The sequence below is a fragment of the Enterovibrio norvegicus genome (genome assembly GCF_002876705.1).
Lineage (GTDB): Bacteria > Pseudomonadota > Gammaproteobacteria > Enterobacterales > Vibrionaceae > Enterovibrio > Enterovibrio norvegicus_B.
The window spans coordinates 148,978-165,345 of the sequence record NZ_MDAG01000035.1; the positions used below are offsets into that span (position 1 = coordinate 148,978).

Genomic DNA, 16,368 nt, shown 5'->3' on the forward strand with positions numbered 1-16,368 from the left:
GGGCTTTTTCGTATCACTCACCAGGTCTTTACGGCCGTTCTAATCGGTTGCGACGGAAGGCGGTAATTGAATCAATTTCGTGCGTTTCTTCTGGGAAGCATTGTCCTTGATGCGCGCCGCCACAACTGTGCATCACTAACCTATCAGCGGTACGCGGTTTGAGCTTGTCGACAACAAACTTAATCATTTCCGCGCGACTCATTTGACGAATTTCTTCGGCGACGCGACGACGCTGAGAAAACGTGCGGTCTTTGTTGCCAATGCTTATCCAGAGTCGCTGAGCGCGAGCGCGCAAGTTGGCATCCGGCTCTTCAATCTGCGCAATCAGGCCTTGTTTACTGGCTTGCCATTGCGCTTCACTAAGTTCCATCAAGACGAGGAAGAACGCATTGAGGAAATCATCAATGGCTTCCATTAGCTTGGTAGGCCCTACCTGTGGTGACTGCACATAAAAAATTAATCCAGGGTGGCGATTGAGCGGCATGTTGCCCGACCCAACCATGTACCCGAGTTGTTGCTTGGTGCGCAATTCATTGAAGAATATCGCTGACATCAAATGCTGCGCGAAGGTGTGCATGGCCACATCTTCCGCTTCTGTGCCGTGGCTTTGGTAATACACTAACACCGCGGAATCTTGGCTTTCACAATCGAGATGATAAGACGCACTGCCGACGTTGTTCAAAAGAACAAGCGGGCGCGTGGATTCTTGATAGCGTTGATTGTGAACGCGCAGTGCATCTTTGATGGTGTCTGCCAGTGCCAAGGTTTGTTGTTTCTGCCAATTGCCATAAACGAACATTTCGACATGCAGTTCAGACATGACAGATTGGACAAAGTCCGGAAGTTCAGAAACCTGCAACGGCATGAGCGCTTCAATCATTTGCTCATACGTCGGATTATTTGGCTGTAAAATGCCCGTCATCGCATTGTATAAGCGGCTAATGGGTTTGTTTTGCGTGGCGTTCTTCCAGCTTCTCAGTAATTGCGTTTTGATGATGTCGAAACGTTCTGGTTTGAAATCGCGATGGGCGAATTTCTCCAAGACTAAATTCATCAGCAGTGGCAGCTTTTCATTGAATCCACTGAGCTTAAGCGTGACACCGCCTTGGTGCGCATACAGGTTGTAATTTAATCCGGCCACTTCTGCGGGGTAGGCAATTTCGTTGATGGCCTCTAAGAGCATTTCAACACTGACGCGTGTTTTCACGATGTTCTCAACGGATTCGACAGCATGTGGGCTGTCGATAGCCACGTAAACGACCCCTTTAGGGACACGGTATTCCGTGTCCTGCAAATGCCACAAACAAAAGCCGGGCAGCTCCTGAATCTTCTCAGGTTGCTGGGTGTCTGGGGCTTCGAGTTCAATAGGGTCAAGATCATAACTGATATAAGGGTTGGTTTCCGGCAGGGTTAAGGTGCTGGAGATCAGTGCTGAGTGCCATTTTTCAAGCTGGCTCTCGGTAATGGGCTTAACGCTGTAAGGGGTGTCATACCAATTTGCTTGTCGGTCGTGCTTTCCGCCTTTCGCAATCAAAGTCAGTCGCATGTGTTCAGGCGACAAGTAATTGAGCATCTCTCGAATCAAGGCTTCATCAAACCCTTGCATCATATAATCGCCGTAGAGCGTGTCGTCTGTCGCGTAGTGTTGAAGGTTCAACACCATGTGGCTAACGGTGTCTAACGGGCGAGAAGGCTCTTGATAGCGAAACGCCATTTCTTGCACGGCGCGTTTTTCTGCATAACGCCAATCATTCAACCCTTGCTCTTTGATGAGGTTAATCGCTTGGAAGATATACATGACGATGGCGTCGATTTTGCTCAAGCCGATTTCAGTCAAACTGACACTGACGGTGAATTCGCGGAAATTGGATCCACTGATCCCGCCACCAGCAGACAGGTTGTTGATGTAGCCTTTGCTTTTCAGCATCGACATCACGCTGCCAGAGCCTTCATACCCCAGTAAGTGTGCAATGTAAGACAGGGGCTTGATGCGATAGTGTTTGTCTGTTTCAGGCAGCGAGAAAGCCATGGTCAGCTTGCGCACATCCTTCAAGGGTTCAATGGTGATGAATTGCTTTGTCTGCGCCTTGGTGACAAACGGAACGTCTGGGATGAAAGGCGCGAGATCCAAATTGGGGATATCTTCGAATACGTCACGCGCCAATACTTCCAGCGAATCTAGCGTGAAAGGGCCAGTGATGGAGGCTGTCATCAAATTGGCGCTGTAATGTTTTTTGTAAAAGGCGATCAGTTCATCACGCACGGTATTGCCTTCGCGATCGGCGAGGGTGTCAGCACTGCCGACCGAGAATTTCGAAAAAGGGTGTTCGGGGTTGATGGTCTCTTTCTGCACCTGGTAGATACGACGCACATCGTCTTGCAGCTTGAGCTTGTATTCGGAATCTACGGCGTTGCGTTCTTTATCGACAGCATCGGCATTGAACAGCGGTGCGGAGAAAAACTGCCCGAATCTATCCAACGCTTCATCGAAGTAATCATGCTGAATATCGAAAAAGAAAGAGGTGTTCTCGGTACCTGTCCATGCATTGTTGCTGCCACCGTTGCGGCTAATGAAAGATTGGAACTCTCCAACAACAGGGTAGCGCTCTGTGCCTAGAAACAGCATGTGCTCGAGGAAATGCGCCAGGCCTTCGCGATCGGCGGGATCGCAGAAGTGTCCAACATTCACGGTTAGGGCAGCAGCGCTGCGTGGTGCTTGCACATCTTCGATCAATAATATCCGTAATTTATTGTCGAGAGTGATGTGTCGGTAAGCACGATGATCGTTGGGACTTATTTGCACAAGGCACCTTCACTGGTAGGGGCAAGGTCTTAATTATGACCAGCGAAGTACATTGAGGCAAACATCTGTGCGCTTTATCGTTCCCGAATGCCGTAGAGACTGATAGCATTAACGAAATTGCAGAAACCAGCAGTATGAATATGCACATTTACATTATGCGCCATGGCGAGGCTCATGCCTTCGCTGCCAGTGATGAAGAACGTCAGCTCACTGAGTTGGGGGAACACCAATCTGCAGCCATGGCGAAATGGCTTGCAGGGCAGTTACCAACAGGCACGTTAGATATCGTGCTCGTGAGCCCTTACATCCGTGCGCAGCAAACATGGCAAGCCTGTGAGAAGCTTTTACCTGCAGCAACCAAAGTGCTGACAGATGAAGGCATCACGCCATACGGTGACAGTGAAGACGTCGCAGCATATTTACGTGCGCTTATCGCGGTTGATAAGCCTGATTCGGTGCTGGTGGTCTCTCACTTGCCGCTTGTAGGGTATTTAACCGCAGAGTGGTTGCCAGGTATGCAACCACCTATGTTCCCTACATCATCGATGTCTTGCGTGGAATATGATGTTGAGACCGACAAGAGTGATGTACTTTGGCTAAAAACACCGTCTCAAGTGATGAATGGTTAGTCAGTCGTAAGACGTGGTTTTAGACGCATTAAAAAAAACGCCCGATTGGGCGTTTTTTTGTGTTTATTTTTGCGTCTATATATAGCTTGGCGTTGGGTCAGTAAGCGATTAGCGCTCTGGAATTTCAATCAACACCAACAATGCGCCCGCTCCACCAAACTCTAAGGGGGCTTGATGGAATGCCAACACGTCTGGGTGTTGTGCCAGCCATAGGGGCGTTTTCTGTTTAAGGATGTGTTTGCCGATGCCGTGCATCACACACGCGCAGCTCACACCATCTTTAATACATGCGGCAATCAACGCGCCGAGTTCACGCTTGGCTTCCAGCTGTGTCATCCCGTGAAGATCTAAGAACATGTCGGGTACATAGACGCCGCGACGAAGGCGCTTCACTTCATATTTAGAGACCCCGAAACGTGCGTATTGCGTTGGGCCTTCTTCTTTCAGCAGTGGTTCAAATTCGTCAGAAAAATAAAACGAATGGTCACGTGCGGAAGAATCGGAAAGCTTCGCTTTAGATTGCGCGGCTGTCTGGCGTCTTGGCGGGTTTATGGTATCCTGCTGCAGTTTTTTAACGCCTTTCACCGCATCGCGGAACGCCGAAAAATCGTCGTCTGAGATCGGGGTTTTCTTACTCATAAATCAATTCCAAATATCGATAGGCGCATTGTACCCGAAAAGTGCTTAATGTCTCGCTGTCGGATTTGGAATTGTCTCAACACACAGCGCGGGCTTGTGGTGGGTGAAGGCGATATAGGCTAGTGGAGGCCATTTTGGACAAGATTATTGTTGATGAAGTTGTCAACGAACTACGTACGCTGCAAGACATGCTACGTTGGACGGTAAGTCGCTTTAACGCGGCAGGATTGTTTTACGGTCACGGAACGGACAACGCATGGGATGAAGCAGTGCAACTGGTGTTGCCAACCCTTTACCTGCCTATTGATGTACCAGCAGAAACGCGTCATTCACGCCTCACTACCAGTGAGCGTCACCGCATTGTTGAGCGTGTTGTTCGTCGTATTAACGAGCGTACGCCAGTGGCTTACTTAACCAACAAAGCGTATTTCTTCGGCCTTGAGTTTTTCGTGGACGAACGCGTTCTTGTGCCTCGTTCGCCAATCGGTGAACTGATTGAAAACCGCTTCGAGCCTATGTTGTCTGTTGAACCAACACGCATCATGGATTTGTGCACAGGCAGCGGTTGTATCGGTATTGCGTGTGCATACGCCTTCCCTGATGCAGAAGTTGACTTGGTGGATATCTCAACAGATGCGCTGGCAGTGGCTGAAATCAACATTCAAGATCACGGTATGGAGCAGCAAGTTTTCCCTCTGCGTTCTGATTTGTTCCGTGATTTGCCAAAAGATAAATACGACCTGATCGTGTCGAATCCGCCGTATGTGGATGAAGAAGACATGGGCTCCTTGCCTGAAGAATTCCGCCACGAGCCAGAATTGGGCTTGGCAGCAGGCAGTGATGGCTTGAAACTGATGCGCCGCATTATTGCGAATGCACCAGATTACCTTACCGAGCAGGGTGTGCTGATCTGTGAAGTGGGTAACTCGATGATCCACGTTGATGAGCAATATCCAGAATTGCCGCTGACTTGGCTAGAATTTGAGAACGGCGGCCATGGCGTGTTCATGATGACTTACCAAGATTTGGTGAGTGTTGCTGACGAGTTTGCTCTCTATAAAGACTGATTCAAACGGCGTTGACCGCATATAGACAAAAAGGCTGAAAACAACAGGTTTCAGCCTTTTTTGTTTTTATGTGCCACTTTATCGACATTTCATCAAACGATGCCTTTTACACGGCGAGTTGACCGCGACGGCGATAAAAAGCTTTTGCTTCTGATGCGCGGTTATGTTTCATTAACTGCTATGCAGGAATGACGAAACACATGCAGTCAGTAAGAAGACAGAGGAAGTAATGGCAGGCAATACAATTGGTCAAGTTTTTAGGGTAACCACCTTTGGTGAAAGTCATGGATTGGCGTTGGGCTGTATTGTGGATGGTTGTCCGCCAGGGCTTGAAATTACAGAAGCCGATCTTCAAGTTGACCTAGACCGTCGCCGCCCAGGCACGTCGAAGTACACAACACAGCGTCGCGAAGCCGACGAAGTGAAATTCCTTTCTGGTGTTTTTGAAGGCCAAACGACAGGTACGTCGATTGGTATGATCATCGAAAATACCGATCAGCGCTCGCAAGATTACTCAAAAATCAAAGACCGTTTTCGCCCAGGCCACGCCGATTACACATATCACCAAAAATACGGTGTTCGTGATTACCGTGGTGGTGGTCGTTCGTCTGCACGCGAAACCGCAATGCGTGTTGCTGCGGGTGCAATTGCAAAGAAATACCTCAAGCAAGAATACGGCATTGAAGTGCGTTGCTACCTGTCCCAAATGGGGGATGTAAAAGTCGAACAGGTTGATTGGGATCAAGTGGAACAAAACCCGTTCTTCTGCCCTGACGTGAACAAATTAGATGCGCTAGACGAGCTTATCCGTCAGCTTAAAAAAGAAGGCGATTCCATTGGTGCGAAACTGACGGTCGTTGCGAACAACGTGCCTGTTGGTTTAGGTGAGCCAGTATTCGACCGCTTAGATGCAGATATTGCTTACGCATTAATGGGCATTAACGCTGTGAAAGGCGTGGAAGTGGGTGATGGCTTTGATGTTGTGAATCAACGCGGCAGTGAACACCGTGATGCGCTGACGCCAGAAGGCTTTAAAACGAATCACTCCGGCGGTGTATTGGGCGGTATTTCTTCTGGCCAAGACATTGTTGCACATCTTGCGTTGAAGCCAACGTCGAGCATTACCATCCCTGGTGAAACCATCAATGTGGAAGGTGAGACTGTGGATGTGATTACCCGTGGTCGTCATGATCCTTGTGTGGGTATTCGTGCTGTGCCGATTGCAGAAGCCATGGTTGCTATCGTGTTGATGGATCACTTGCTTCGCCACCGCGCTCAAAACTCGGGTGTGACAACCACAACCCCTAAAATCTAACAGAAAGGCCCTAGGTGCGAGACTCGTAGGGGCTGACTAAAAGGAAAAGGGCTGGCAGTTTTAAACTGGCAGCCCTTTTCGTACTGTTCGCTTTTTCTAGGTCCTAGGTCCTTCTTTTCCTAGAACCTTTTGCTCTTCTTCCGCAAAGCTAAACACAGGCAAACGCCAACTGAATCTCACTGCTGCCATACGGAAAGCAAAACCCAACATCAGGGTAGACAAGGTTGCGGTGTTCTCGCTGATGCCAAATTGCTCGCCGTGCGTGATGAGCGCCCAATAAACCCAGCCTGCTAAAAACGCGACAGATGCATAAAGTTCTTTGTGTAACACCATAGGCTGCTGGCGGCAGATGAGATCACGCAATAAACCACCAAACACACCTGTCACCAGCGCAGATACCACACAAATCAATGGGGATAAGCCCATGTCCATGCCAACGCGACAACCAATTATGCTAAACGCAATCAAGCCGAGTGAATCAAGCCACACAAACAGTTTGTGGTTACGAGCAACCCATGAGGCAAGCCATGTGGTAACAATACCTGCGACACAAACGATGACGAGATAGTGCGGGTTAGCGACCCAACCTAAAGGATAATGACCCAATAAAATGTCACGCACCGTGCCACCACCGATCGCAGTAGCGCTTGCAACCAACATGACGCCAAACCAATCCATATTTCTGCGACCCGCAGACAGCGCGCCCGTCATGGCTTCCGCGGTGATACCGACAATGTACAAAGTAGACAACAACATGATGCTTATTCAATAAGATGCGTTTAAAGGAGAATGTGGCGCGATTGTAGGTGTGACAGCTTTCTCAATCCAATGAAAAGCTGTGAACTCACGCATGAATTAGATTCATGCTTTTTGGGTGTAAAACGGACATTTCACGCCATTATTGCAACGACAAGACCTGTTTTGGCAGGTACAATGCCGCCCGACTTAATTTGCTGTAACTGATTGTTCACATTTATCACGATGCAACACGACTATAACGACCTAATCCACGTTTTTAATCAAACGTTTATTGATTCCTTCAACACTGAATTATTACTCGGTGGGGATGAGCCTATTTATTACCCTGCGGATGCGGAACACCCAAAACATCGCATCATTTTTGCACGAGGCTTTTACGCTTCCGCGATGCATGAAGTGGCGCATTGGTGCATTGCGGGGGATGAACGCCGCTTATTGGAAGACTATGGCTATTGGTATCACCCTGATGGCCGCGATGAAGCAACACAAGCGGAATTTGAAAAAGTAGAAGTGAAGCCGCAAGCGGTTGAATGGATCCTTTCCGCAAGCTGTGGTTTTCGTTTCCAAGTTAGCTGCGATAACCTAAGTGGCGCTGAATCAGACCGCGGTGGGTTTACCGCAAAAGTGCGCGAGCAAGTGCTTGTGTATTTGCGTGATGGCATGCCATCGCGTGCAAAGACCTATTCAGACGCACTGAGAACGTTTTATAATCAGCCTCCTTTGACTGCATCCGATTTTGACGCCTGAGAGACAATATGATCCAAGAATACGAAGAAAAAATCCTCGACCTGATTGATGCCATGGTAGATACCGCGACAGATGATGAGTTGTTCGCCAGTGGTTATCTGCGTGGTCATATTTCTCTCGCAGCTGCTGACTGTGAACAAGACGGGATTGAAGATTTGGATGCCTTGAAGGTTCGCGTTGATGGCAGCTTGAAAGACAATGCCAATGAGTTAACCCCGAGCGACCAAGTGCTGGTGGCTAACTTGTGGTCATCATTGCAAAAGAAAGCGAGCTGAGCGTTCATCTGCGGACATAGAACCCGCACATGTTCCAATGAGAAAAGGCGCATTAAGCGCCTTTTTTGTGTCTGCAATGCCGGGTTAAACGACGCATCGCCAGCGAAAATAGGGTCACGCGAATTAGAGCGCTTTCCCTTTCAGCAGTTTTCGCACCCACATGCGGCCCGGGTGCAGTGCATTCAGCACGTCTAGAGGTAAAGGTAGCGGGTGTCCGCTAAGCTGAGATGCCATCAATTCGCCTACGATAGGCGCAGACGTTAGGCCGCGCGAACCCAATGCCAGCATGCTGTAGAGGTTTGGATACACGGGCACATCTGCAGCTGTGTCTTTGTTGTCACGCAGGTTGCTATATTGCGCTGCAAGGCGTTCAGAATCACACACGTCGCCAACAAACGGTAAATGATCGCGACTTGCACAACGCACACCGACGCGGCCTGCACCGTGGTTCGTATCAACCTCATTCGGCCAGTCAGCTGAAATACAATTCACCAAACGTTGTTTGTTGTCTGCTTGATCATCCATTTTGAAGTCTTGTGATGCATCATTTCGCCCGTAACTTGCGCCAATACAATGCGTGTCGTTCTTTGGGTTAACGGGCGTCAGGTAGCCGTCATAACACAATACAGTTTTCAGCCCTTTAAGGGTTGGCGTGGTATTGATGTGGCTTACCTGCCCACGGACTGAGTACGCAGGGATTGCTGCAGTCTGTTCAAATTGTGTGAATTTGTGCCCGTTGGCGATCACCACGGTTTGGTGCGAAAAAGTGCGTTCTTCAGCGGTTAGTTGCCACGCCGTGCCATCGTGCGCCAATGCCGTGATTTCACGATTGAAGTGGCTCGTCATAAGGCCAGTGGCTTCTGCTTTAGCAATTAAACCTTGAGTCAGTTGCTGTGGACATAGCCAGCCCCCGAGTGGGTAACTGACCCCCGCATGACCGGTTTCTACCTTGGTTAACGCCGCGGTTTCTTCTTTGCTCAATGCGGTAATTAAGGTCTCAGGGAATCCGCCTTTGAACATTTTTGCCAGCTTGTCTGCACTTTTCTCATCCCACCCCAGTTGGGTCACACCACACCAATCGTGATCGAATGCCACAGTCTCTGCTGCTTGTTCAATAAATTGACGTGAGAACAAAAAGGCCGGTGCAAAGAAACGAGGCAGCGCGTCATCATTGCCGTTCAGTAAAGGATAAACTGCACCTTGGCGGTTACCAGAGGCTGCAAGTCCAGGCTTGTCGTGTTCGCAATAGAGTGTGACTTGCTTGCCGCGACGTACAAGGGACAATGCCAGTGTTGCACTTGCTACGCCGCCGCCAATGATGGCGATGTCTGATTGGCCTGAAGAGGTGTTTTGTTGCGGGGTGAGACGCTTAAACCAAGGTGCCTGAAGGCCCGTTTGTTTGCGCTCCTGAATGGAACCGACGAGCATGTCACGCTTGGTACCAAACCCTTTTGCTTTCTTCATGGCAAAGCCAGCATCAATCAGGCCGCGACGTACAAAGCCTGCCGCCGTGAAGGTGGCAACCGTACAACCTTGTTTAGCCAGGCGTGCCATGCCATTAAACAAGTCTTGGCTCCACATCTCTGGGTTCTTGCTTGGGGCAAACCCATCAAGAAACCAGCAATCCACAATACCGTCATCGGATGTCCACACTTGTGGCATACAGTCTTTGATGTCGCCGAACCATAGGTCGAGTGTGATCATGCCTTCAGCAAGGATGAGGCGGTGACAGCCAGGCACTGCCGCAGGGTAGTGCTTACGAAGTGCATCTGCATAACTGGCCAGTTCAGGCCACGCTGCATGAGCCTTTTCGAGGTCGTGTTTGGACACGGGGAATTTTTCAAAACTGATGAAATGCAGCTGATTGGTAACGGCATCCGGATTTTCGGTGATGAACTGCTCAAACCATTGCCAAACGGCGAGGAAGTTTAACCCCGTACCAAATCCTGTTTCAGCGATGACGAAGCGGTCTTTATCTGTTTCTTCCCAACGTGCAGGCAATTGATTTTGTTGCAGGAACACATACCGTGTTTCTTCCAGTCCATTGGCATTGGAAAAGTAAACATCATCAAAGTTGTCTGATACGGGTGTACCCGAGTCATTCCAATGAATTTGGGCGTGTTCAATACGAGGGTGGGTCACAGGTTAACCTTCATGTTTATCATCAGTGTCTGGGCGCGGATTCTACCTTCAAGCGTGGTGAAGATACAGATTTAGGCAAATTGAGCGCTGTGGCATGGGGTGAAAAACGTGCGAGGTCAGAGGAAGATGCGAGCATGGTTCGGTTTCGAACTGAAATGAATACATGTTAGTTGCCAGACATTTATGCTGTAGCATGCACGTTTGGTAATAACGTCAATCTCGGTGCAGCACAGGTACAATGAAAGCTGACCACTTTGTAACTTTAAAACCGCTATCATCGGTGCGAACTTGAAGTGTAGGAACAAATGATGAAACGAGCCGTAATTACAGGTATGGGAATTGTTTCCAGCATCGGTAACAACGTTAAAGAAGTGCTGGAGTCATTGAAGGCGGGTAAATCAGGGATTAGTTTTTCCCAGCAGTTCGCAGACATGAAACTACGCAGTAATGTTTGGGGCGATTTGAAGCTGAATCCAGTGGATCATATTGATCGCAAGAAATTTCGTTTTATGGGTGATGCTGCAGGCTTCGCTTATCTCTCAATGGAACAAGCTATTGAAGATGCAGGTCTGACTGAAGACCAAGTCTCTAATGATCGCACAGGTCTGGTTGCAGGCTCTGGTGGCGCATCTTCCATTAACCAAGTAGCAGCAACAGACACCTTGCGTGAAAAAGGCGTAAAACGTGTCGGTCCTTACATGGTGCCTCGTACCATGTCTTCGACTGTTTCTGCTTGTTTGGCAACACCGTTTAAAATCCGTGGTGTGAACTACACCATGAGCTCTGCATGTGCGACCTCAGCACACTGTATCGGCCACGCGGTTGAATTGATTCAACTGGGTAAGCAAGACGTTGTTTTTGCAGGTGGTGGTGAAGAGCTAGATTGGTCTTTGACCATGATGTTTGATGCGATGGGCGCATTGTCGACCAAGTACAACGACAACCCAGAACATGCTTCACGCACCTATGATGCAGACCGCGATGGTTTCGTTATCTCTGGTGGTGGCGGCATGGTGGTTATCGAAGAGCTTGAGCATGCGCTAGCGCGCGGTGCAAAAATCTACGGTGAAGTTGTGGGCTATGGCGCAACCTCTGATGGCTACGACATGGTCGCTCCATCAGGTGAAGGTGCTATCCGTTGTATGAAGATGGCGATGCAAGACGTCGACCAAATCGATTACATCAATACACACGGTACCTCTACCCCTGTGGGTGATGTGAAAGAACTCGGCGCGATCCAAGAAGTCTTTGGTCACAACAGCCCTGCGATTTCAGCAACCAAAGCGATGACGGGTCACGCATTGGGTGCAGCCGGTGTTCACGAAGCGATTTATTCAACGCTGATGTTAGATAACGGTTTTGTGGCTCCAAGCATTAACATTGACAACCTTGATCCAGCAGCTGAAGGCTTGGATATCGTGACGGAAATGCGTGAGCAAGAGTTGAAGACAGTGATGTCTAATAGCTTTGGCTTTGGCGGCACTAACGCGACGTTGGTCATTAAAAAATACGAAGGCTAAGCGATTTCGCTTTCCTGACGAATTTCCGGGACGTTGGCCTTACGGCCTACAACAGACGCGGGTTTTGACCGATGAGAGCCGGTCTCTACCTTTCAGATCCTGGATTTTACCCGGCTACGGCCGGGTTTTTTCGTTTTAAGTCGCCGTAAAAACCGTCACAATACAGATATACCCAAGCAACCTGTATCCAGCATCTTCAGGTTGCTTGGGTATATGTTGTTCGGAGAAAGAGAAGATCACGTGAATATTCTGATTGATGAAAACATGCCTTATGCGGCAGAACTGTTTAGTAAACTTGGCACCGTAACAGCCAAGGCAGGGCGTACCTTAACCGCCGATGATTTGATTGATATTGATGCTTTGATGATTCGCTCGGTCACCAAAGTAGATGAAGCGCTGTTAGAAAAAGCCAATTGTCTCCGCTTTGTGGGTACAGCCACGGCGGGGACGGATCATGTCGATGCCAACCTTCTTGCCGATCGCGGAATCTATTTCACCGCTGCGCCGGGCTGTAACAAGGTCGGGGTTGCTGAATACGTGATCAGCGCACTACTCGTGTTAAGCCAGCAACAAGATTTCACACTCACAGACCGTAAAGTTGGCATCGTCGGTGCAGGGCAAGTAGGGAGTTATTTGTCGAACTGTCTGGCCGCCTTGAATATTCCTTACATTCTGTGTGACCCGCTAAAACAGGCGGAAGGTGATACGCGCCAATTCCATTCTCTGCAAACCTTGTTGGCTGAATGTGATGTTATTACGACCCACACGCCAATCACACGCAATGGCGAGCACCCTACACATCACCTTATTGGTGAAAAAGAGTTGGCATCGTTGAAACCAAACAGCATTTTGATCAATGCGGCGCGTGGCCCTGTTGTTGATAACGATGCGCTAAAGGCAGCGCTGAAAGCTGACAAACTGACCGCCGTGTTAGATGTGTTCGAGTTTGAACCCGAAGTCGATCTCGAATTGTTGCCTCTGCTCGCGTTTGCAACGCCACATGTCGCTGGGTATGGACTTGAAGGGAAAGCGCGCGGCACGACCATGATTTACAACGCTTACTGCGAGTTCCTTGGCAATCAAGAAGAGCGCGTCGAGGCCTCGTCGTTGCTGCCTGTTGCGCCTATTCCACACGTGAGTTTGAGCAAAAAGTGGGATGCCGCAGATCTGATGGCGCTTTGCCAACTTGTTTATGATATTCGTCGTGATGACAGTGATTTCCGCCGAGCAATGGCTGACGTTGCTGAGCAGCGGACAAGCTTTGACCGCTTGCGTAAGAATTACTGGGACAGACGCGAGTACAGTGCGATTACAGTAGCGGGCGATGCCGCGTTTGGGGTAGAGTCGCTCGCTAAATTAGGTTTTACCGTAGAGGAATAAACATGACAGAAGAATTTGATGTTGCATACGACGTCGCTGTATTAGGTGCAACTGGCGCTGTAGGTCGCACCATTATTGAGGTGTTGGAAGAGCGTAAATTCCCTGTGCGCAAACTTTACTTGCTAGCAAGTGAGCGCAGCGCCGGTGAAACCATTCGCTTTAATGGCAAAAGCCACCTGGTGCGTAATGTTGAAGACTTCGATTGGAGTCAGGTGCAAATCGCCTTATTTTCTGCGGGTGCTGAGCTGTCAGACCGTTATGCGCCAATGGCAGCTGACGAAGGTGTTGTTGTTATCGATAACACCTCACGTTTTCGCTATGAATATGACGTTCCTTTGGTTGTGCCTGAAGTTAACCCAGAAGCCATTGCTGATTTCCGTAACCGCAACATAATTGCGAACCCTAACTGTTCGACGATCCAAATGTTGGTGGCGTTGAAACCCATTTATGACGTTGCAGGTATTGATCGCATCAACGTCGCGACATACCAATCAGTGTCGGGCTCAGGCAAAAAAGGCGTGGATGAGTTAGCGGGCCAAACCGTTAAATTACTGAACAGCCAAGAAGCAGAACCAAGTCTGTATAAAAAGCAGATCGCGTTTAACTGCATCCCACACATCGATGAGTTCATGGATAACGGCTACACCAAAGAAGAAATGAAAATGGTGTGGGAAACCCAGAAAATTTTAGGTGATGACACCGTTGCGGTAAACCCAACGTGTGTTCGTGTGCCTGTTTTCTATGGTCACGCTGAAGCGGTGCATATCGAATGTCAGCAACCGCTTGATGCGACCGAAGCGATGGATATTCTGTCTCGTACGGAAGGCATTGAAGTGTTTGCCAATGAAGATTACCCAACGCAGGTAAAAGACGCGACGGGCAAAGATCATGTCATGGTTGGCCGTGTTCGCAATGATATTAGCCACCCGAATGGTCTGAACCTATGGATTGTTGCTGATAACGTGCGCAAAGGCGCAGCGACCAACAGCGTTCAAATCGCCGAAGTGTTAATTCGCGATTACCTCTAAATTGCGTCGCCTTTGCGATTCCTCGCACGGGCAAACTCAAGAAAAAACAACCGGCACCAGTGATCTGCTGCCGGTTGTTTGATCACAAAACACAGTTTTATCTCTTCTCACTACAGTTTTCAGCTGGGCTTCCGATATAGTTAGGGAAATAACCATCAAGCCTATTTTTTCTGCCATAGAGGAATGCGGGCAGTGTCTGACGCAGATTTTAATAACGTTATGAAGCGAAGCCTTTTTTCATCATCCATCAGCCGTCGTCTCGGCAAAACGCTTGCCGTTACGTCTTTGTTGCTGAGCGTCATTGCGACGTTTTCTGTGCAATCGGCGATTCGCATCATTGGTCCTCAAGAAGAGGCCCAACCTCAAGCAACGTCTGAACCTTTGTCTCGTACGACGACTACGTCAACGCGAGGTCGCAGTGCCGTGGGCCCCACCCGCGATAGCGACACGCTTTGGTCCATTGCCTCACGCTACCAGCCAAACCAGTCTGTCAGTGTGTACCAAACCATTGGTGCCATTTTCCGCCTTAACCCGTCCGCTTTTGAAGATGCCAATATTCATGGGTTAATGCCGGGCAGTACCTTGGTGATGCCTTCTTTGGCAGAGATTCGCCGTGAAAGCACTGATGATGTTGCTCAACGCCTTCAAATTGATCAGGCGAGAAAAGAAGCACAACGCACGGTGAATCGTCGTCCGTTGAGCGAGCAAGTGCCTGCGCCGACACCTAAAGCCCCTGTAGCACCTACGGTAGCACCAATGCCAGCACCAGAAACGGCAATGGCAGAAGACAAAAAATCGATGATGGACGACGCCAAGTCTAAAGAGGCGATGGCTGACACCGATGGTGCAATGTCAGATAAAATGGCTGACGCTGGCGAGAAAATGACGCCACCCAAACCGGACATGATGGGCGTACAAGATCAGATCAATGAATCTGATATGCAGATGGGTAAGTTGGTTGAAAGTAACCACATCCTCAAGATTCGTTTGGCTGAAGTTCAAAACGAACTGTCAGCGCTAAAAGAACAAATGACCGTTGATCAGGAACTCACAGGAGAAATCAAAGAGTTCTTAGAGGTTCAGCGCGTGCGCCAAGCGAAAATGGAGACCAAAGAGCCTTCATTCCTTGAAACGCTCATGAATAGCCCGTTGATGCTCGCAACGGTAGCCATCATTCCAGCGCTTCTCGTGATTGGTGCGGCCGCCTTTATCATTATGCGTCGTCGTAAAAGCGACGATGCGGAAGAGCCAGAAGGCCTAGACGGCGAAGTGCCAGATGACATGAATGTCATCATGGTGCCTGAAGTCGAAGACGACACCGATGAGTTAGTGCTTGAAGACGATGAGCTTGAAGTGACTGATGACACTGATGCCGATGATCTCTTCGGTGACGACAGCATGTTTGATTCTGAATTGGATGACATCAATTTGTCTGATTCACTTGAGCTGTCGGAAGAACCTGAAGAATCAGGCGTGTCGATAGACGATGAGTTCGAAGCAGGTTCAGACATCTCTCTCGACGATGACTTCGATGCGAGCTCTGAATTGAATGTTGCTGCAAGCAGTGACGACGCTATTGGCCTTGAAGACATGGAGCGTGCGCTCGATGAAATGGCCGATAACGAAGAAAAAGAACTCAGCCCTGATGAAGCCCTCGCGGCGGCATGGGAGCAATCACTGGCCGGCGGCGATGACGGTGATGTAGATGATATCGATGCATTGCTAAATGCTGAGCAATCTGGCGGTTCTGATACAGAAGAAAATACCGCTGACGATTCTCCAGACGACATTTTAACTGATGACGATCTCAATGACGCCTTGTTCGACAAGGTGCTAGAGGGTGAGCCTGAAGTGGACTTGTCTCAAGATATTGATTTATCGGATGACGATGCTCCTGTTGCGGCTGAAGCGTCAGGCCAAGATGATATCGATGATATTTTCAGTGCTAATGAAGCGTCAGGCCAAGACGATATCGATGATATTTTCAGTGCCAATGAAGCGTCAGGCCAAGACGATATTGATGATATTTTCAGTGCCAATGAAACGTCAGGCCAAGACGATATC

13 protein-coding genes are annotated in these 16,368 nt (G+C 49.1%); 9 read left to right on the plus strand and 4 right to left on the minus strand.

Annotated features, from left to right (window positions below; genetic code table 11):
• Positions 1 to 28: 28 nt before the first annotated feature.
• A complete protein-coding gene (locus BCT27_RS17450; protein ID WP_241908591.1) occupies positions 29 to 2,803 on the minus strand; it encodes an insulinase family protein in 2,775 nt (924 codons plus the stop codon).
• A 140-nt stretch (positions 2,804 to 2,943) separates the two neighbouring features.
• Here BCT27_RS17450 and sixA point away from each other — a divergent pair, with 140 nt between their 5' ends.
• Positions 2,944 to 3,432, plus strand: a complete 489-nt coding sequence (sixA, locus tag BCT27_RS17455; protein WP_102396425.1) for a phosphohistidine phosphatase SixA — start codon at positions 2,944 to 2,946, stop codon at positions 3,430 to 3,432.
• Between the two features lie 108 nt (positions 3,433 to 3,540).
• Here sixA and smrB read toward each other — a convergent pair whose 3' ends face one another.
• Entirely contained in the window at positions 3,541 to 4,071 is a 531-nt protein-coding gene (gene smrB / locus BCT27_RS17460) for an endonuclease SmrB (protein ID WP_017009410.1), read from the minus strand.
• A 134-nt stretch (positions 4,072 to 4,205) separates the two neighbouring features.
• On the opposite strand from smrB, the gene prmB reads away from it, so the two are divergent.
• A complete protein-coding gene (gene prmB / locus BCT27_RS17465) occupies positions 4,206 to 5,138 on the plus strand; it encodes a 50S ribosomal protein L3 N(5)-glutamine methyltransferase (RefSeq protein WP_074926420.1) in 933 nt (310 codons plus the stop codon).
• Between the two features lie 229 nt (positions 5,139 to 5,367).
• On the plus strand, positions 5,368 to 6,453 hold the full coding sequence (aroC, locus tag BCT27_RS17470) for a chorismate synthase (protein WP_102396353.1): 1,086 nt from the start codon (positions 5,368 to 5,370) through the stop codon (positions 6,451 to 6,453).
• 96 nt (positions 6,454 to 6,549) lie between these two features.
• Here aroC and BCT27_RS17475 read toward each other — a convergent pair whose 3' ends face one another.
• Positions 6,550 to 7,209 (minus strand): trimeric intracellular cation channel family protein, encoded by a 660-nt coding sequence (locus BCT27_RS17475; RefSeq protein WP_102396354.1) that lies wholly within the window; start codon positions 7,207 to 7,209, stop codon positions 6,550 to 6,552.
• A gap of 225 nt (positions 7,210 to 7,434) precedes the next feature.
• Between BCT27_RS17475 and BCT27_RS17480 the strand changes: the two genes are divergently transcribed.
• The gene (locus tag BCT27_RS17480; protein WP_017014184.1) at positions 7,435 to 7,959 is read left to right on the plus strand and encodes an elongation factor P hydroxylase; all 525 of its coding nucleotides are present in this window, start codon (positions 7,435 to 7,437) and stop codon (positions 7,957 to 7,959) included.
• 8 nt (positions 7,960 to 7,967) lie between these two features.
• Positions 7,968 to 8,234, plus strand: coding sequence for a YfcL family protein (locus BCT27_RS17485; RefSeq protein WP_017014183.1), 267 nt, complete (start codon positions 7,968 to 7,970; stop codon positions 8,232 to 8,234).
• 123 nt (positions 8,235 to 8,357) lie between these two features.
• On the opposite strand, the gene mnmC is transcribed toward BCT27_RS17485, so the two are convergent.
• Complete coding sequence (gene mnmC, locus BCT27_RS17490) at positions 8,358 to 10,376, minus strand: bifunctional tRNA (5-methylaminomethyl-2-thiouridine)(34)-methyltransferase MnmC2/FAD-dependent 5-carboxymethylaminomethyl-2-thiouridine(34) oxidoreductase MnmC1 (protein WP_102396355.1); 2,019 nt, start codon at positions 10,374 to 10,376, stop codon at positions 8,358 to 8,360.
• A 308-nt stretch (positions 10,377 to 10,684) separates the two neighbouring features.
• Here mnmC and fabB point away from each other — a divergent pair, with 308 nt between their 5' ends.
• The 4 genes from fabB to BCT27_RS17510 form a co-directional block, all read left to right on the plus strand.
• Positions 10,685 to 11,896 (plus strand): beta-ketoacyl-ACP synthase I, encoded by a 1,212-nt coding sequence (gene fabB / locus BCT27_RS17495; protein ID WP_102318325.1) that lies wholly within the window; start codon positions 10,685 to 10,687, stop codon positions 11,894 to 11,896.
• A gap of 240 nt (positions 11,897 to 12,136) precedes the next feature.
• The gene (locus BCT27_RS17500) at positions 12,137 to 13,276 is read left to right on the plus strand and encodes a 4-phosphoerythronate dehydrogenase (RefSeq protein ID WP_102396426.1); all 1,140 of its coding nucleotides are present in this window, start codon (positions 12,137 to 12,139) and stop codon (positions 13,274 to 13,276) included.
• 2 nt (positions 13,277 to 13,278) lie between these two features.
• Positions 13,279 to 14,304, plus strand: coding sequence for an aspartate-semialdehyde dehydrogenase (locus BCT27_RS17505; RefSeq protein ID WP_102396356.1), 1,026 nt, complete (start codon positions 13,279 to 13,281; stop codon positions 14,302 to 14,304).
• Between the two features lie 183 nt (positions 14,305 to 14,487).
• A partial coding sequence (locus BCT27_RS17510) for a FimV/HubP family polar landmark protein (RefSeq protein WP_277872022.1) occupies positions 14,488 to 16,368 on the plus strand: 1,881 nt, incomplete at its 3' end.